The organism is Paenibacillus agaridevorans (assembly GCF_018604145.1).
GTDB classification, from domain to species: domain Bacteria; phylum Bacillota; class Bacilli; order Paenibacillales; family Paenibacillaceae; genus Pristimantibacillus; species Pristimantibacillus agaridevorans.
The window spans coordinates 8,393,253-8,410,757 of the sequence record NZ_CP075889.1 but is presented as its reverse complement, the minus strand read 5'-3'; the positions used below and the strand labels follow the sequence as shown (position 1 = coordinate 8,410,757).

15 protein-coding genes are annotated in these 17,505 nt (G+C 50.6%); 6 read left to right on the top strand and 9 right to left on the bottom strand.

The window, feature by feature from the left end; all coding sequences use genetic code 11:
• Window positions 1-96: 96 nt before the first annotated feature.
• The 4 genes from KJW29_RS33555 to KJW29_RS33540 form a co-directional block, all read right to left on the bottom strand.
• Window positions 97-1,143, bottom strand: a complete 1,047-nt coding sequence (locus KJW29_RS33555; protein ID WP_214627885.1) for a glycoside hydrolase family 130 protein — start codon at window positions 1,141-1,143, stop codon at window positions 97-99.
• A 26-nt stretch (window positions 1,144-1,169) separates the two neighbouring features.
• A complete protein-coding gene (locus KJW29_RS33550; protein WP_214627884.1) occupies window positions 1,170-2,702 on the bottom strand; it encodes a DUF3502 domain-containing protein in 1,533 nt (510 codons plus the stop codon).
• Between the two features lie 78 nt (window positions 2,703-2,780).
• Window positions 2,781-3,665 carry a carbohydrate ABC transporter permease gene (locus KJW29_RS33545; protein ID WP_214627883.1) on the bottom strand — a complete coding sequence of 295 codons (885 nt, stop codon included), beginning with the start codon at window positions 3,663-3,665 and terminating at the stop codon, window positions 2,781-2,783.
• A gap of 12 nt (window positions 3,666-3,677) precedes the next feature.
• Complete coding sequence (locus KJW29_RS33540; protein WP_214627882.1) at window positions 3,678-4,616, bottom strand: ABC transporter permease; 939 nt, start codon at window positions 4,614-4,616, stop codon at window positions 3,678-3,680.
• Between the two features lie 256 nt (window positions 4,617-4,872).
• Between KJW29_RS33540 and KJW29_RS33535 the strand changes: the two genes are divergently transcribed.
• Complete coding sequence (locus KJW29_RS33535; protein WP_214627881.1) at window positions 4,873-7,182, top strand: helix-turn-helix domain-containing protein; 2,310 nt, start codon at window positions 4,873-4,875, stop codon at window positions 7,180-7,182.
• Between the two features lie 222 nt (window positions 7,183-7,404).
• Here the strand turns inward: KJW29_RS33535 and KJW29_RS33530 are convergent, their stop codons facing one another.
• From KJW29_RS33530 to KJW29_RS33520, 3 genes are all read right to left on the bottom strand, one after another.
• The gene (locus tag KJW29_RS33530) at window positions 7,405-7,620 is read right to left on the bottom strand and encodes a hypothetical protein (RefSeq protein WP_214627880.1); all 216 of its coding nucleotides are present in this window, start codon (window positions 7,618-7,620) and stop codon (window positions 7,405-7,407) included.
• Between the two features lie 118 nt (window positions 7,621-7,738).
• Window positions 7,739-8,605, bottom strand: a complete 867-nt coding sequence (locus tag KJW29_RS33525; RefSeq protein ID WP_214627879.1) for a metallophosphoesterase — start codon at window positions 8,603-8,605, stop codon at window positions 7,739-7,741.
• A 19-nt stretch (window positions 8,606-8,624) separates the two neighbouring features.
• Entirely contained in the window at window positions 8,625-10,157 is a 1,533-nt protein-coding gene (locus tag KJW29_RS33520; RefSeq protein ID WP_214627878.1) for a DUF4153 domain-containing protein, read from the bottom strand.
• Window positions 10,158-10,275: 118 nt separating this feature from the next.
• Here KJW29_RS33520 and KJW29_RS33515 point away from each other — a divergent pair, with 118 nt between their 5' ends.
• The gene (locus KJW29_RS33515) at window positions 10,276-12,114 is read left to right on the top strand and encodes an ABC transporter substrate-binding protein (protein WP_214627877.1); all 1,839 of its coding nucleotides are present in this window, start codon (window positions 10,276-10,278) and stop codon (window positions 12,112-12,114) included.
• 158 nt (window positions 12,115-12,272) lie between these two features.
• Window positions 12,273-13,463, top strand: coding sequence for an S-layer homology domain-containing protein (locus KJW29_RS33510; protein WP_214627876.1), 1,191 nt, complete (start codon window positions 12,273-12,275; stop codon window positions 13,461-13,463).
• Window positions 13,464-13,764: 301 nt separating this feature from the next.
• On the opposite strand, the gene KJW29_RS33505 is transcribed toward KJW29_RS33510, so the two are convergent.
• Window positions 13,765-13,950 (bottom strand): Rossmann-fold NAD(P)-binding domain-containing protein, encoded by a 186-nt coding sequence (locus KJW29_RS33505; RefSeq protein WP_214627875.1) that lies wholly within the window; start codon window positions 13,948-13,950, stop codon window positions 13,765-13,767.
• Window positions 13,951-14,141: 191 nt separating this feature from the next.
• Here KJW29_RS33505 and KJW29_RS33500 point away from each other — a divergent pair, with 191 nt between their 5' ends.
• On the top strand, window positions 14,142-14,546 hold the full coding sequence (locus KJW29_RS33500) for a DUF2500 domain-containing protein (RefSeq protein ID WP_214627874.1): 405 nt from the start codon (window positions 14,142-14,144) through the stop codon (window positions 14,544-14,546).
• 542 nt (window positions 14,547-15,088) lie between these two features.
• A complete protein-coding gene (locus KJW29_RS33495) occupies window positions 15,089-15,757 on the top strand; it encodes an HAD family hydrolase (protein WP_214627873.1) in 669 nt (222 codons plus the stop codon).
• A gap of 15 nt (window positions 15,758-15,772) precedes the next feature.
• On the opposite strand, the gene KJW29_RS33490 is transcribed toward KJW29_RS33495, so the two are convergent.
• Window positions 15,773-16,408, bottom strand: a complete 636-nt coding sequence (locus KJW29_RS33490) for an Ltp family lipoprotein (RefSeq protein WP_214627872.1) — start codon at window positions 16,406-16,408, stop codon at window positions 15,773-15,775.
• 326 nt (window positions 16,409-16,734) lie between these two features.
• On the opposite strand from KJW29_RS33490, the gene KJW29_RS33485 reads away from it, so the two are divergent.
• A complete protein-coding gene (locus KJW29_RS33485) occupies window positions 16,735-17,445 on the top strand; it encodes a M24 family metallopeptidase (protein WP_214627871.1) in 711 nt (236 codons plus the stop codon).
• Window positions 17,446-17,505: the final 60 nt, after the last annotated feature.

Sequence of the window (17,505 nt, the reverse complement as noted above, 5' to 3'; positions counted from 1 at the left end):
TTGTCCATCCGTCCTTAAAACCCTTTGGTAACGCTTACTTTTATTTCGAACGGGAGAAGGCAGCTAGAACTGCCTTCAACCTTGCGCAAGAAATCATTACGAAAACGTATTGAATATCGTCTCCAACGGAATGTCCGCCACGGCCATGACTTCATCAGCCGCACCGTAATACATGCGTACCGTCCCATCCAGCAGCAAGGCCCCGCAGGAGAAGACGACCTTGCCGAAAAATCCGTTCACCTCGTACGCCGCTTCCGGCTCCAATACCGGAACGCGGGATCTCGCGATGACCTTCCCGGGATCCTCCAGGTCAAGCAACGCGGCGCCCATGCAATAACGATGATCGGCGTCCGCTCCGTGGTACAGGGCGAGCCAGCCGCGATCGGTTCGGATCGGGATCGCGCCGCCGCCCATGCGGGCCGAATCCCAGCCTTGCGCGCTTAACCCCATCAGGAAACGATGGTTCCCCCAATGATCGAGATCGGGCGACTCGGCAATCCACATCTCGGGAGCGCCGAACGCCTTCGGTACCGGACGATGCAAGGCGTAGTATTTGCCGTTTATTTTTTCCGGGAATAACATGACATCCTTATTTTCGGGAGCCAGCATCATCCCGCGGCGTTTGAACGCTCGAAAGTCCCGAGTCTCCGCCAAGCCGACGCCGACGCCATGCGCAGACGCGGCGCTATACGTGATGTAGTAGACGTCCCCGATTTGCGTCACGCGCGGATCTTCGATCCCCCAAGCCTCCAGAGCGTGCTCCGGAAACAAAGCGGGCTGCGGTTCAACTTCGAATCGAATGCCGTCCTTGCTGCGCGCCACCCGGAGATGGGACAAGGAAGTCAGCATGACCGTGCGTCCGTATTGCACGATGAAGCGCGAATCGGAGAAATCATAGCGCGAATCGGCCTTATCGTAACGTTCTACAAGTACGGCGGTGCCGGCATCATTCAACCGTGGAACGAGCACCTCGTCGGCGCCGTCCGATACCGGCGCTTCCGCTACGCGCAGCAGCAGGATCGTTTCGTCCCCCAGCTGCGCGACGCCCGCATTAAACGCGCCCAGCACTGTAAAGTCGGGACGGGAAGGCGCAACGTCCCAGGCTCGTATAATGGGATTTTGCGCGCTGCGTATGATGTTCATAACCAAAACCTCTTTCATGGGTGCCGTTATTTACCTGCTACAACCGCGTCGATTTGCGCCTGAATTTCATCGATCACTTTTTGTCCGCCGAGGCTGGCCATCTTCTCTCCCAGCGTCTTCTTGCCTTCTTCGGCAGCCAACAAACCTTGGTTCAGCGGCAGGAATATTGAATCGTGAAGCGGCGTAATTTTGGCGTATTCCGTCTTCACCTTTTCCGCATTGAAGTTAAAGCCGGCCGTTGGGCTAAGCGTGAAGTTGGCCGGGTCGGTCGAGAAGTCGAACCATTTCTTGTCATCGGCCGCCATCGTGTCCGGCGTGCGGTTAAGCGTCGGACGCCAGGTCAGCACGTAGCCTGGGAATGTGTAGCTCGACAGCACCTTGTAGCTTGTTTCTCCGACAGGCTCCCAGTCCTTGCCTTGAATCCCGTATTCCATCAAATCGTGATTTTCCTTAATCGACAGCCAGTTGGCTACGTCCATCGCCAGCTCGGGATTTTTGGAGGAAGCCGGAATGCAAAGGAAATTCCATTGCTGGAAAGCGGTATACGGCTTAGCCTGATCGCCGTTCGGAATGAACACCTCCAGCTTGTCGCTGCCGTCTTGCAGCATTTCCGAATACTTCAGTCCTTCCACCCCATCGGCTGCGTAATAGGTAGCCGCATACTTGCCTTGCTTGAACAGCGTCTCCGCATTTTGCTCCTGCGCGATATTTTTGGAAAGGATGCCGTCCTGGTAGTACCTGGTGACGCGCTCGTAAGCGTCGGCGATCATCGGGCTTTCCCATTGGCCGACCACTTTCTTGTCCTTGGTGGAATAGGCGAACATGTTGACGCCGATTTCAAGCACCTCATCAAGCGCCATATTGGCGGAATCGCTCAGAATGAATGGCAGTTTGTCGGCTTTGATGCCGTTAATGACAAAAGGCTTGACGTCTTGTTCCTGTTCTTTGACTTTGTACAAAAAGGTTTCCAGATCGCCGAGCGTTTTCAGCTCCGGAAGACCGTATTTCTCGCGCAAATCTTTGCGGATCAGCAGGCCGTATAACTGCCCTTGCGTAGTGCCAAGCGGGATTCCCATAATTTTGCCGTCGAATTTGTTGTACTCCCACATCTCTTCGGGAATGGATGCTTGCAGCTCCGGACGCTGGCCGACCATGTCATCCAGCTGCACCAAAGAATTGCTGGCGATCATCTGGTTCATGGACAACCACGGGGCATCCAAATACATGTCGAAGTCTTCCCCGGCGGACATCTTCACGGATACGGCATTGCCATAGTCGGTCCATGGCAGGAAATTGACATTCAGGGCCGCTCCGACGTTGTCCGCCTTCAATTTGTCATTGACCGCTTTCAGCACATCGTCGAAGCCCGCCGGTTTATCCCCCGGGAAATAAGCCTTCAACGTCACCGTTTCCTTCGGCGCTGGCGCCGCGCTCCCCGTATTCGCCGGAGCCTTCCCTTCATTGCCGCCAGTCTCCGCATTGCTTGCGCAACCCGCCATCACAAGCGACGAAACCAATACCGCCGTCGTCGCCGCGCCGAACATTTTCTTTACTCTCATTTTGTTACCCTCCCCTGTGTACTTGAAAAGCCTATTTATGATTAACCGGTTAATCCGGTTAATGCCGGAATATCGCGCCTACCCTTTGACGGCGCCTACGGTCAAACCTTTGACGAAATACTTCTGAAGCATCGGATACAACAGCACGATCGGGCCGATCGTCAGTACGGTCGTCGCCATCCGCACGCCATAAGTCGGCGGCGTCACGGCAATGGCCACGCCGGAAGGAATGAGATTTTTGGCGGCTTCCATATTGGATACCATCCGGCGCAGGATCAATTGCAGCGGGAACAGCTTCTCGTTGTCCACGAACATCAACCCCATAAACCAATCATTCCAGTAATTCAGCGCATAGAACAGCCCGACGGAGGCCAGAATCGGCTTCGAAATCGGAATCATGATTTGAAAGAAAATCCTCATTTCATTCGCGCCGTCTATTCTAGCGGCTTCCTCCAGTTCTTCGGGAATCGTTCGGAAGAAACTGACCAGCAGGAAGACGAGGAACGGCTGGCATAACATCGTCAGGATGAGCACCCAGACGGTATTTTGCAAGTCCAGCCATTGGCTGACGACAATATAGAACGGAATGATGCCTCCGGAAAAAAGCATGGGCAAATAACAAAACAGGAGAAAAGGCGTCTTCAGGACATTCCGTTTGTTGGCAAGCGAATAACCAAGCATGGCGGAAATGCACAATGCGCTTAATGCGCCTACGACCGTAATAAAAATGGTAACCGAGTAACCGTTGAACAGGACATCGGACTGCAAAACCGCCTTGTACGCGGCGAGCGATAATTTCTGCGGGAACAGGGTATAGCCGTTCGCGATCAATTCCCCTTCGTCGGTGAAAGAGCCGATGATCATCAGCAGAAAAGGGAACAAACAAAAGAGGGTGAACAACAAAATAAACGTATAGGCAAACACCGTTAGCGATCGATCCGCGGCACTCTGTTTCAGTCTCATCGTTAAACTCCCCTAGAATAAAGCAGATTCTTTGGACACTCTTCGGGTGATCCAGTTGGCCGCAATGACGAAAATCAGCCCCATGACCGATTGGAACAAACCAACGGCCGAAGACATGCCGAAGTCTCGCAGCTGTCTCATGGACCGGAATACAAACGTATCAATGACGTCGGTCGTCGGATACAGCATGGAATTGTCCCCGATGATGGCATAAATCATGGCGAAATCCCCGTTGAAAATTTTGCCCACGGCCAGCAAGGTCATGATCATGATCGTCGGAACGAGCAGCGGCAGCGTAATGCGCAGCACGATCTGCGGCTTGGATGCTCCGTCGATTCGGGCGGCCTCGTACAAATCCTCGGATATGCCGGTAATGGCGGCCAGAAAAATGATGGATAGATAACCCGCTCCCTGCCACACGCGAATGACGGTCAAAATGTACGGCCAAACCTTCGACTCGAACATCCAGTTAAATGGCTGTAATCCCATGCTTTGCAGCCATGTGTTCACCATCGGCTCTTCTCCGCCGAATAAGGATTGGACAATCATGCCTACCACAATCCAGGACATAAAATAAGGAAGAAAAATAAGAGACTGCGAGATTCGTTTGAAATACTTGTTGCGAATTTCGTTAAACATCAGCGCGATCAATACCGCCGCCACCGTAGTGAACACAATGAACAGCATGTTCAACGTCAGCGTGTTGCGCAGAATGACCCAGAAGTCATCCGAAGTAAAGAAGTACTCGAAGTTTCTAAAACCAACCCATTCGCTACCCGTAATGCCTTTGGCGTAATTGTAATCCTTGAAGGCGATCATGACCCCGTATATGGGAAAATAACTGAATACGAGAAAGAACAGCAGCCCCGGCACGGCCATCCCGTAAAGAAAAGGATTTTGAGCGATGTGCTTCAGTTTGGACGGTTTCCTTGCGCTAAGCGGATACGACATCGTTTTACTCCCCTCCTTTCATTGGATACGGGCAATGGCATCGTTGTCCCGTTATCTATACCGTTACCTTACTCGGCGTTCGACGCCGCGGCAATTCCGGCAAGCACCAATTTATCCTGAAAACGCGGATTTACGACCTTCCCAAAAATAACACAATTACCGAAATTACCGATTTCGCGGGCGGGAAGACTCGTTATGCTATAATGAGTCTGCAAATTTATAGACTCGATAGTTACAATAACGGGGGTTTTAGAGCATGAAGCTTTCACTTCCGCTTCTCGCTTCGCTGAAGCGGCATCCTACTTATATGAAGCTTATTTTTTATTTTGTCAGCGCGAACGTTCTCGTTCTGGCCGTATCCTTTGCGCTGCTTAATTGGCAGTCCTCCAAGACGCTTCTCGAAGAGATCGGCGATCATTCCGAATCCCTGTTGGCGAACGGCGCGCGCAACACGGCGCGACTGATGGAGTGGTCGCTCGAGTTCAGCTTTTCTTCCAGCAATGATAGCGTTCTCAAGGTATATGCCCTTTCGGATCGATACAGCGATTTGGAAACGTACGAGGTATGGAGCCGTCTAACAGACATCAAGAACGCTAACCCGTCTATCCATTCCGTCTATCTGATCAACGATTACACGAATTCCATAGTGGATTCCAGGCTTGGACTCAACGACGCCGAGTCTTTTTACGATCAGGATATTATCGAGCGTTTGCGAGATCCGAATACGGCGGACCACAGCGTGCTCATTCCAAGAACCTTGTCCTCTCCGCTTTCAGGGCAAGAGTCCAAAGAAGTCATGACCATCGTCCGATTTTACGAAAAAGGAAGTTCCATCTCGGCATTTGTTCTGAACGTGGACACACATGACTTGATGACCTTGCTTCAAAGCAATTCGAATTATGCGAACAGGTCGATCACGGTTCTGAATGATAGGGACGAGACGGTGTATAGCAGCATTCCTTTGAATAGGGAACAAGTGGCGGAGCTCAGGAACCATGAAAATAAAGGAGCCAGCGGCTGGAAGCTGTTTCAGCCCCGCAAGCAGGAAGAGCAGCTAATGGTTTACGCGAGCTCTTCCATTAAAGGCATTCAGGACTGGACCTTTATCGAGACAATACCGAAATCGGCCATTTTGGGAAAAATCGCCGTTCTTCGCAACACAAGCCTTATCTTGTTTCTCGTTTTGTTTCTGGCATCCTTGACCGTTATCGTGCTTATTTCCAAACGGGTGTACTCCCCGATTCAGGAGCTGATTAGCAGAGTAATGCGGCAGCACCAAGCCGAGAAAGAAGACGAAGGGTATAGCGCGAATGAGCTTGACTACTTATCCAATGTTTTTACAGCTCAACGCAATCAGATTCATGTACTGACCGAGCAAACTCGGCATCATAAAATCTTGGGCAGGGAGCGGTTTTTACGCGATTTTCTGGGGGGAATCTACCATTCCATAGAGGAAATACGCTCGCAATGCCAAGAATGGGGCATTGATCTGCCGGAGGATCAGTTGTCGGTGGCGATCTTCCGAATCGACCGTTTCTCGGCGTTTTCGGATACCTATCCGGAGAAGGACCGGCGTCTGCTCCGATTTGCCATGTCCAATATTATTCAAGAGTCGCTGCAATCGTCCAGGCACAGGCTGCAAACGGTGGACATGGGGAACGATCACGTGGCGGTTGTCTTATCGGCGCCATTGTCCGATGAATTTGCGAAGAAGCTGCAAGTATCCCAGCAGTTGATCCGGCAGTATTTGTCCATCGGCACGACGGTCGCTTGGGGCAGGATGCTGCCTGGCTTGACCGACATGCATGAGATTTATATGGAAACGTATGAGCTGACGCAGGAACGGTTTCAATTCGGCCATGGCGCGATCATAGTGAAAGCATGGTTGGCCGACGCGCCCGGAGAATTGTATCACCTGCCCGTGGACAAAGAGCGGCAAATGGCCCAGGCCCTTTCCAAGGGAAACGCGGATACCGTTTTGGAGACGATACGCTCGGCGGTATCCAGGATGCGGGAACTGCCCTACTTTGAAAGTAAGATGTCGTTGATTAACTTGTTCATGAACATCCGCCGGCTTATGCAGGAACACGCTGGTCAGCCGCTCTCCAGCTCATGGGGGCTAACTTCGATTGAAAACCAGATCACGCAACTGGAAACGATGGAGAACGTGGCGCCTTGGATTGAAGCACTTACAAGTAGGACCCTGGAAGATATTGCGGCTGCCCGCGGTCTGTCCAAAAACGTTGCCTTGGTCGAGCAGGCCCACAAGTTTATTGAAATGCACTTAACCGATCCGAACTTGTCCGCCACAATGTTGGCCGATCATTTGGGTCTATCCGTAAACTATTTTCGCGGTTTATATAAAATGGAAACGAACCAATCGATTACGGATACCATATCGGAGAAACGCCTCGATTGCATTTGTCGGGAATTGATTGCCTCCGACGCGCCAATCGAGCAGATCATCCATAACTTCGGCTTTTCGTCGCTTAACACGTTCTATTCGATCTTCAAAAAAGTGCACGGAATGACGCCGGCTCAATACCGGAGATTGAATAGGCAATGAACTAGAGAAAGGATTAGCAAACTCCATACGTCAAAAAAGACCCGAATTCTCGAGTCCCGTAACAACCGATATGTATGCGCCCTCAGTTTAATGGGCTATTGCAAGGCAAAGTTAGCCTGCGGAGATCCAATTCTGTTAAATCATTTTCCGAAATTCATCGATCCATCAGCGGAGTCCGCTCCGGGATGCACGGGGAAGGTGCGATCACGGCCAATCAGGCAATTACCGCTTTCGCTTCTTGCATCCCCGTGCTTTACGGCGGCGCCGGCGCCTGACGGAGCTGCTTTCGGCGCTTTCCAGCGCCTCTTCCTCCACCGTGCTCTCGCCGGGGCCCGTTGTCGTAACGGAGGTCGAGCTCGGGGAATTCTCCCATATATGTCCGAAAATAATCGTGCCTTCGTTTCTGACTATGACAACTTTCCCGTGGTAGCAGGGCATGGTCTCTCATCCTTCGATTTCGTCATGATCCATACCCTATTGTACGCAATCGGGCCGAGCAGCGCATTGGCTCATCCATTAGGAACAATCGCCTTTTTGTAAGCATGCAAGACATGTTCTACGATGTTCCTCCGCCACGAACCAGATCCACTGAAATCATCTCAGGCCTGTTAAATAACCGTTGAGGGATGACGCTGTTGCCAAGGCCCCTGCTGATAATGAGCGATGAGCCGTTTTTGTCGTGTTTTCCCTCCGATAGCTTCGGCCAGAAGCCCTGCTCGGGCGAATAGACGCCTCCCACGAACGGAATACGAAATTGACCGCCATGCGCATGTCCGGCGAAGGTCAAATCCAGTCCTTGCTCGGCATATACGTCGAACAGCTCAGGCCGGTGAGAGAGAAGAATCGTATACGACTCCGAATGTTCGATGCCTTCCATCGCTTCCGCCAGATGCATATTCAGCTTGTCCGCGCTCCCGTCGCCTTCCCGGTTAAACAGCGGATCATCGACGCCGACCAGTCGCAAAAAGCCGTCTCCAAGCGGGATAATATCATGTTCGTTGCGCAGCACGCGCACGCCCAGCTTGATCAGACGCTCCTCGAGCTCCGGATACTCGGCCGCCGCATATTCGTGATTGCCTACCACCATGTAGACCGGCGCAATACGTACGATTCCTTCCATCATGGCGTAACTCGCTTCCTCGTCATAATGATGCGCGTCGACGAGGTCTCCGGTGACCACGATCAGATCCGGCTTCAGCTTCTCCACTTTCTTGAGAAGTGGACGCTGGTCCCTTCCGAACATTTTGCTCTGCAGATCGGAGAGCTGGACGATTCGATAACTGTCGAACCCTTGCGGCAGCTTCTCCGATGCGATTCGGTGAGTCGATATTTCGATCGCGTTGTTCTCAAAATGCAAGAAGAGATACATCGCCAAAATGAAAGCCGGAATGTAGAGCAACAGCCATCGTTTTCTCCTGCTCAAGCTTTCACCTCCCGTCCTATCAATGACTTACTAATTTCTCAACCCTTCTATGCGACAGGTTCCAGGACTGCCATCCCTTCCTGTCCTTCGCTTCCAGCCGTAATTCCGCTAAAATATCTCGAACTTCCTTAAGCTCCGGATGCCGCTCCTGCAATTTCAGGAGAGCCGGCGCCGCATCCGCCGACAAGGTGGACATATACGCCCAGTCCATGCGCCCGTTCCGCTCATAGCGCTCCGCGTTGTTCTCCGCAATCCGCGCGTCAAGATTAGCATAATTCATAATGACGTATGCGACAACCGCAAGCGCAATATTGACCTTGGCCAGCGAATATCTGCCATACCAGATTCGGACGATAGCGGCCATCATCATAATTCCGAGCAGAATCATGAAGCCATGCACGAGCAGCCGCTGCTGTGTAAAACCATATGCCTCCTCGTATAAAGATAACCTGCTGTACGCGGATATTAACATGACGAGCGTACAACTCATGAGCACGGTCAGCAGCACTTGCCTGAATCGGTCTAGCAGCCCGCTCTCCTTCTTGACGAAATGCAGCCCTAACAACAAGATCCCCATGTTGATCATGGCAATGGCGACGAGCTCCGCGAAACCTCGACGAGCGTATTCCGCATATGCCGTCCCTGCAGGCAGCAATCCCTCGGCCGCGCCGAACAAATAAGAGAATTGGATCGCTACGAAAAAAACATAAACGAAGTTCACGCAGACCAGAACGGTGGCAGCGATCGTCGAATCGACATGGGCTCCCGTACCTGATTTTTCCGCCGTGCTGCCATGGGGCTCCCTGGGGAACGCTGCCTCGAGCCCTTCATCGTCGCTTTTCGTCTTTCGGAACAACAGTCCCCATACAAAACAGAACAGATAGAAGGAGATGCATCCGCCGATGAATATTCTCACAAACCAGTCACCGACCGATTCGACGTCGAAAAGATTGGGAACGTTCTCGATCCAGGATCGGAAGATGCCGTCTGCAGAAGCAAGAAGCGCCACGACGACAATCAACAGCGGAGCCGCAATCACAAGGCCCAGTAAGATCTTGCCGAGCTTCCCGCTTAAGCGTCCGCTCCCCTTCTCGATGCGAAACCAACCGGCAAGGATGCCGAAAGGCACCCCTATATGGGTTAACGGAATGAGCAGCCACTGCTTCAACAAGTCGCCGTAAAATCCGAAACGATGCCAAGGCTGCGAGCCGCCTCGCGTTAACAGCATGCTTTGAGCAACCATTAGCAGCATTAGGCCCAAAAAATTCAGCGAACGGAACAGTTCATTTGCAAACAAGGCATAGCTGACCGCAAGCGCCGCGATCGGTCCGAACAGCAGCCACCCCGTCTTCGACTGCCCCTTCCATCTATCAAAACCGCCGAGCCTGCCTTTCACCGAATAGAAGAACAAGCCGTAACACAAGGCGACGAATATGGGTACCGACAAACCGAACGTTTGCCTCACGAATAAGTATTGTCCTATGAAACCGAGCAGCAGGGCGATCATCCACATCCGGCTATATCTTTTCAGCCAAGGCGCTGGATCTCTCATCACGCGTGCCTCCCTTTACTTTGCTTTTTCCTAATTTTATTGTAACCTATAAAATAAGAACAAAAAGTGCAATTTGCGAAGTCGTAATTTCATGTTTTAGAGGAAGGGGCTGGCGGATATGAAGATCCGGAGGCATTATATCGCGCTCCGACGCGCCTATTCGTCGATTGCCGACGGAGAGGCCGCGCTGACGACCACCTTCGAGCTGGCGGAGCGATTGGCATGCACGACGCGCAATATGGTCATGATCTTGAAGAGGATGGAAAGCGATGGCTGGATCAGATGGGAGTCGCGCCGCGGCAGAGGCAATCGGTCGGAGCTCGTGTTCCTCGTGCCTCTTGAATATATGTTGCTGGAAGAAGCCAAAGAGCATGTAGGGCGCGGCGATCTGCAGGCCGGGCTGGACACGCTTCAGGGGGCGGACGGGCTCGCTGCAAGAGAAACGTTCCAGGATTGGCTGGCGAGCCAGTTCGGATTTCGGTCCCAAGTGGACGGCAAACGCAGGACCGATACGCTGCGCTTTCCGCTTCCCGGCAAGATTGCCAGCCTCGATCCTGCCAATATTCATTATTTTGGAGAATCGCATCTCGTCCACCAGCTTTTCGATGGCCTCGTGCGAATGGACAGCCGCGGCAACGAAGTGCTTCCGCATCTGGCGCATGCATGGGAGTCGGACAACAGCCGGACCGAATGGACATTCTATCTGAGGAAAGGCGTCATGTTCCATCATGGACGGGAGATGACGGCCGCCGATGCGGCCTACTCCATCGAACGCTTGCGTCGGCAAGCGCCGGACGGCTTGTACAGCTGGGTTTACCGCGGGATACAGTCCATCGAGACGCCCGACGACACGACTATCCGGTTCCAGCTGATGAAACGGTGCGAGCTGTTTCTTCCGTTCCTCGCCACGAACCGCGCTTCCGTTGTGCCGCAGGATGTGTGCGAAGCGGAGAGCGAGCGGTTCGGAGTCGGCAGCCTTGGAGGATCGACCGTAGGCACCGGTCCTTTTCGCCTTCTTTCCAGCGACCAAAGAATTTTGACGTTGGAGGCCAATCCGGTTTATTTTCAGGGACGGCCCTTTCTGGACCGGGTTGAATTGTGGACGATGCCGATTCCGGACGGCCAGCCTCATCAGGACAGCAGCGAGCTGCGGCAATATCAAGTGATGCACAACGTAAGGATGTTGGAGAACGAGGGTTCCAAGTGGCAGCAAGTCCGGCAGTCCGGCACGACCTGCAAGTTCCTGTCCATGAACGAATTAAAGGACGGCGCGTTGGCTAACCCAAGGCTCCGAAGGCTGCTGAATCGCGCGATCAACCGCGGCGAGCTGCTTCGACTGCTGTCTGGCGACGTTATCGAGGAAGCCACCAGCTTCTGGCTGCGAGCCAGCGGCGGAGACAAGGAAGGCAGACAGGCTCCATTCGTTCCAGAAGCGCTTTTGGAGGGAGAGCTTGAGGAGCTCATCGCCGGTTTGAACAGCTATTACGAACGCTCTGGCAACAGCGCGTTGACGCTGCTGACCATTCCGCAATATGCGGCAGATGCTTCTCTGGTCGCGGAACTGCTGGCAGCGCAAGGCATCCGTCTCGACATCCGGCTTCTGCCGGCGGAGCAGTTCAAAGGCGGCGAACGAATGGAGGCCGACTTGCTGCTGTTTGCGATTATGCTTGACGAATACCGCGAGCTTCGGCTCGTCGATCTGTATACGAGCATGCTGCAGCACATGCCGGATCGCGATGCCTCGGTCATGAACGATAGACTGCGAGCCGTTATGGCGGAGGCCGATCCCGCGGCGCGCGCCAAGCTGTTCATCCGTATCGAGCAGGAGCTTACCGGCCGCGACAGCTTATGCTTCCTTTATCGCAAACATCTAAAGACAGCGTTCCACCCCTCCGTTCAAGGCATTACGCTTGAATCGTTAAGCTGGGTGCGGTTCAAGGATTTATGGTTTCGATAAGGAATTGCATTTTTAGGCCGAAAGTCTCCATTATCCATTTTTTTCAAGGAAGCGCGATACTCCAGTTTGGTACAATATGCCTGCTGGTATTAGCTCGCCGAATCTTGTTCATTCGAAGCTTGCATCCAGACTACGCTAAAAGAAGGAGTCCGCTTCCCTTGAAAAAATACGTATCGACCTTCCTCGTTCTCGCCATGCTCGCCGTTGCCTGGACTTCCCCCGTCCTTGCAGGATTCATGGATGTGGACGGCAATGCCAAATACATCTGGGCCAAACCCTCCATCGACGAGATGAGCCGCAAAGGCATCGTGACGGGCTTCCCGGATGGAAGCTTCCGCCCGGCCCAGAACGTGACCAAAGCCCAATTTACGGTCATGGTATACCGCCTGTTCCCCCAGCTCCGCAATCCCGAGCCTTCAAGTATCCCCGGGGTACCGGATAACCATTGGGCTAGCCGCGAATTCGCCGAGCTGTATTCCACGATCGACCCCATCTATGCGGCCGACGAGCAAAACTTTCTCGACGAAAGCTATACTTATAAGCCCGAGAAAGGCATGACGCGCTGGGAAGTGCTCATGACGCTCGACGCTTTGTTCGGTCGAATGCCGGGACCATCCATTGGTCAATTAGATTCTTCCGACGGTCTCGCCGGGATAGCAGCCGTAAAGGACGTCAGGACAACAACCTTCGTTTCTTTCGAGGCTTACGAGGACGGCCAGAAGTCTCTTTCCCTCATGAAGCCGCTTCTGGCCGTCATTGAGGAAAGCGACTGGACGGACTTTGCCGGAGACCTGGATTACGTCAAAGCCGACGCTCTCTACCGCTTCATGGATCTTGGCATTATGACGGCGGACGGGAGTGGCTATTTCTATCCCGACAGGGTGGTCTCGCGGGCGGAGATCGCCACGATTCTAAACCGGATGCTAGCCGTCGTTGGCGAAGACTACGCATATGAGGAACCGGAGGAGTCGTTGTCAGGGTCCTATCTATACCCGGGCAGCGGAACGGGATTCGGTTCGAATCTGTTTTATCTGGAGCCTTATGAGGATATCGTGCTAGCAGCGACTCCGGAATGGGAGGATGGCGCCGGCACGGTTCTGACGAAGGTGGCCATCCAGGTTGAATCGGAGCAGGTCATGGACGTATACGTGACCGTTAACGGCGTAACGACAAAGTATATGTACGAGCAGTTGATTGCCCCGGGCAATAGGGTCATTGTGGACGTGACCGGCGTGAAGAGCATCCACGTTAGGGGAGCCGCCCGTTATCCGGAGCTGATGGGAGAGGACGGCAACAACGAGGTTATGATCTACGTGCGGGATCCCGATATGGATATGAGCTGGTGGTAGGGCGCTGTTGCTGGCAGTGTGCCGTAAATCGACTGGCGGGGACATTGAAGCAAAGTTCTTTGCTTCGTCGTGCCGTAATGCCTCTAAATGTGCCCCACTAAGAGGCTGATGCGGCAACGCGCGCCACTAGCATGGCCCCCTTCTGCCCTTCCCCTAAAAAAATGGCCTCGTTCTCCGCTACATTAGCGAAGGCGCGGCCATTCTAGTTGGTTTCGGTTTCGTTTGATGTCTCCTCACATAACAAGCAAGCAAATGACTCCGGATCAATTCACCAAGGCAGAGTCCCCCTTTCTTCGTCCAGTTAATCCAATCCCTCGCCAGATGATAAGTCTACCGCCAACCGCCGGTCGATCAGTACCATAATCCGTTCGGAGGACTCGTCCGGAGTCAGCTTTCCCGCGACATCCAACTTCTCTTGCATATTCGTCTGAACATGTCCCGGATGGAGCACCAGCACCTTGCCTTCGCTCGCCAGCAGCCGTCCCAATTGTAAATCACCGGATCAGCGACAGGAATGACGTGATGATAGAATGTTATTGTATTATGGGCGATTCTATAGTGAATCGAAGGCAGCATAACATTGCAAGAGACGAATTTCGTTGGATCATGCAACATTTTCCCGGGAAATGACGTATTACGAAAGTCGGTTCAATTTCCAGATATCAGGAGGAATTTATTATGGTAGATCCTTTCGGCGCTCCGGCTGGCTTTGACTTCATGATTACAGTTGTTCCTATTATTATCGTCATCGGCTTCGCGGTCGTTATCGGCGGTATCATCTTCTCCGGAGTCAAACACGCGAAAAACGCAAGTTCGCCCCAAGAAAGCACCTTCGCCAAAATCGTGGCCAAACGGATGGACGTGCGACATCATACGAACCACCATAATCACGGCAACGACGGCATCGGTCATATGTCGTCCTCTTCGCGCACTTATTACTACATCACGCTGGAGTTCGAGAATGGCACGCGCCGCGAATTCCTCGACGTCAAAAATATTTACGGCCTGGTTGCCGAAGGCGACTCCGGCTACGCAGCGACGAAGGGCGAGTGGATCGTCGCCTTCGAGCGAAGTGTCGGGTAGCGGAGTTTTGCTGGCAGCTTGAAAAGCAGTCGGACGGCGAGATTTAGATCGATGACGCCGACTTAAATCTTGAGAAGCTGCCAGTCAGCGAGCTTCTAGATCGATGACGCCGACTTAGTCTCCGCCCGCAGCGGCCCCTCCCACCATGCTGGGGATCAAAATTACCCTGACGGGCGATATTGATTGCTCCGTTGTGCAAGGTTTCCTTCTAACGGACAGGAGCGTCGCTATTCTTCGATTAACTGATATTTCTAAAATCTTTCGGACACACGCGCCTCTATTTGCACCATCAGAGCAGCTTTTTGCTATATTTCAGCCATATAACGGCGATCCTGTCCGTTAGAATTTGATCCTTGCGTAAAACGGGCTAATAGTGTCTCGTGAGTCTGTTAGATTCTCGGCCGGCCCATATGTCCAAAGAAAATAAAGTTGTAGACTGAGAAAATAAAATATTAGACTGCTTCCACATCATTAAGCCTAACGGGCAGGCAATTACGTGTGTTTGATTTGTATAATGTAGTTTGAAAAGGGGAGATGAAGCTATGTCGCAATCACTAATTTTTGATATGGATGGAACACTATTTCAAACAGAAAAAATATTAGAGATATCACTCGAAGATACTTTTGATCGTTTAAGGTCACTAAATGAATGGGATAGAGCAACACCTATTGAAAAGTACCGTGAAATTATGGGAGTGCCTTTACCAAAAGTTTGGGAAGCATTATTACCCTATCATTCTGATGAAGTAAGAAAAGAGACTGATGCTTACTTTCTGGAAGTTTTAATAAAGAATATAAGATATGGGAAAGGTGCTTTATATCCAAACGTAAAGGAAATTTTCACTCATTTAAAAGAGAATAATTGTTCAATATACATAGCAAGTAATGGCTTAAAAGAATATCTAAATGCAATTGTGAATCATTATAACTTGGATAATTGGGTTACTGAGACCTTTAGTATTCAACAAATTGAATCTTTGAACAAGTCAGACTTAGTAAGAAGTATTATTGTAAAATATGGGATTACTACTGCAGCAGTGGTGGGGGACCGCCTATCAGATATAAATGCAGCAAAAGACAACGGTTTGGTTGCCATAGGATGTAATTTTGATTTCGCACAAAGCGATGAACTTACTAAGGCTGATATTGTTATAAACGACTTGATTGAACTGAAAACACTATTACCGGTAAACAAAAAGGACGACCATTAGTCGCCCTCAAATATGTTATTCATATGCAATACTTACCCCATGTTTAGCCTGTGCATTCGTGAATCCCTCAAACTCTAATTGTTCTATTAAACCCTGCTCTGAGAATGACGAGTATTCAAGATAATCTTTTGCCTTTAGGGCGGCTTGCTCATTCCAATCTGCGTTTACTCGATCAACTGCATATTCGGCATCAGTATTATCGTAACCTTCAAACACTAACTGCTCTATCAAACCTTTCCTTGAAAATGCCGTGTACTCTAGGTAATTCTTTGCTGTACGTACTGCATTGCGTTGGCTTGCTGTTTCTTTGACTGTTGGCTCAGGTGTTGGTTTGACTGTTGGCTCAGGTGTCGCAACAGCTACTTCTACTTTATCTTCAACAACTGCTTCTTTCTTATCTGTCTCACTTGTAGGTTCGGATTTTGGTTTCGACTCCGTTTCGACAACTGATTTGTCAACATCGGCAGTCATATTCGTATCATCAGAATCTACGCTAAAAGCTACAACCAAGACAATGAATGCAATAAGACCAAATAACATGCTTTTCTTGAGGGTGAAGCTTGGAGAAATCTTTCGCCTAAGTGGTGGGATAATCGCCATCACTATGAAGAAAAGTACTGCAAAGAATGAAAATAGACCGATAACTGCCATGACATAATACACTCCCTTTTCATTTGTATGTAGGACTATTGCATTATATTATATCATAGCGGTTACCAATTAATATACTATTTTCTAGTAAATTGGACGGGCATTCATTGTCGAAAAATGTTTCAAAGCTCCACTCGCAGATCGATGGACTCACCGAAAGGACTCCTTCGCTTGAAAGCTCAAGTACCCGTTACCTGAAGGACTGAAATCTGAATAGAGCTGTACTCCACAGTCTGCAACAATTCAATAGCGCGGCCGACCATTATGCTCATTTATTTAAATTAGGAAAAAATAAAAAAGACTCTTACGTTAAAGGTGGGTTATTTGTGGAGCAATTGTCAAATTATCTACACGTTCAATCCATCGCTAAATCCACAATAAGCGAGTTAAAGAATGTAATTAAAGAAGGTATTTCAGAACGTGAAATTGTTTGTATAACCGAAGACATTATGAGAGCCAATGGCGTAAATAGTTTTTGGTATCATGGTATAGGGGCATTTGTTCACGTTGGAAAGAGAACAACCATTTCCGAATCAGGCAAGGGTTATAAGCCTTCGGAAACATTAGTCGGCAGGAATGATATCGTAACTGTAGACCTAAGTCCAGAGTTTAATACCTATTGGGGCGACTATGCCCGAACGTTTATTATCATTGATGGGAAGGCTGTCGGTGTAGATGCATTAGAATGTAGCAATAATGAATTTGAGCTTATGGATGGGGTTAAAGTTGAAGAGAACCTGCATAACATATTTATGAACTATATCAAACCTGACATGACTTTTGAAGATGTCTACCTGCATATGAATGAGGTAATAAACCAACTCGATTATATTAACCTTGATTTTGCCGGGAATTTGGGCCATACAATTGAGTTTAATAAGGACAACAGGAGATATTTTGAGTCGGGAAATAAGACTAGGCTGAGTGAAGTAACTCTCTTTACATTTGAACCACATATTAAGCATAGGAGCTTAGAATACGGATTTAAGAGAGAGGATATTTATTATTTCCGCGATGGCAAATTGTTTGTCTTATAAAGATAAAGACTGAACAACTATAGGGGTAACTCGGTGCGCTATCCTCATTCGAAGTTGTTG

Bases quoted from the DNA above. Each gene is read 5' to 3' on its own strand.
- KJW29_RS33490 (WP_214627872.1), bottom strand. From the start codon at position 16,408: ATGGCAGTTATCGGTCTATTTTCATTCTTTGCAGTACTTTTCTTCATA.
- KJW29_RS33555 (WP_214627885.1), bottom strand. From the start codon at position 1,143: ATGAACATCATACGCAGCGCGCAAAATCCCATTATACGAGCCTGGGAC.
- KJW29_RS33545 (WP_214627883.1), bottom strand. From the start codon at position 3,665: ATGAGACTGAAACAGAGTGCCGCGGATCGATCGCTAACGGTGTTTGCC.
- KJW29_RS33515 (WP_214627877.1), top strand. From the start codon at position 10,276: ATGAAGATCCGGAGGCATTATATCGCGCTCCGACGCGCCTATTCGTCG.
- KJW29_RS33500 (WP_214627874.1), top strand. From the start codon at position 14,142: ATGGTAGATCCTTTCGGCGCTCCGGCTGGCTTTGACTTCATGATTACA.
- KJW29_RS33520 (WP_214627878.1), bottom strand. From the start codon at position 10,157: ATGAGAGATCCAGCGCCTTGGCTGAAAAGATATAGCCGGATGTGGATG.
- KJW29_RS33550 (WP_214627884.1), bottom strand. From the start codon at position 2,702: ATGAGAGTAAAGAAAATGTTCGGCGCGGCGACGACGGCGGTATTGGTT.
- KJW29_RS33495 (WP_214627873.1), top strand. From the start codon at position 15,089: ATGTCGCAATCACTAATTTTTGATATGGATGGAACACTATTTCAAACA.
- KJW29_RS33540 (WP_214627882.1), bottom strand. From the start codon at position 4,616: ATGTCGTATCCGCTTAGCGCAAGGAAACCGTCCAAACTGAAGCACATC.
- KJW29_RS33530 (WP_214627880.1), bottom strand. From the start codon at position 7,620: ATGCCCTGCTACCACGGGAAAGTTGTCATAGTCAGAAACGAAGGCACG.
- KJW29_RS33535 (WP_214627881.1), top strand. From the start codon at position 4,873: ATGAAGCTTTCACTTCCGCTTCTCGCTTCGCTGAAGCGGCATCCTACT.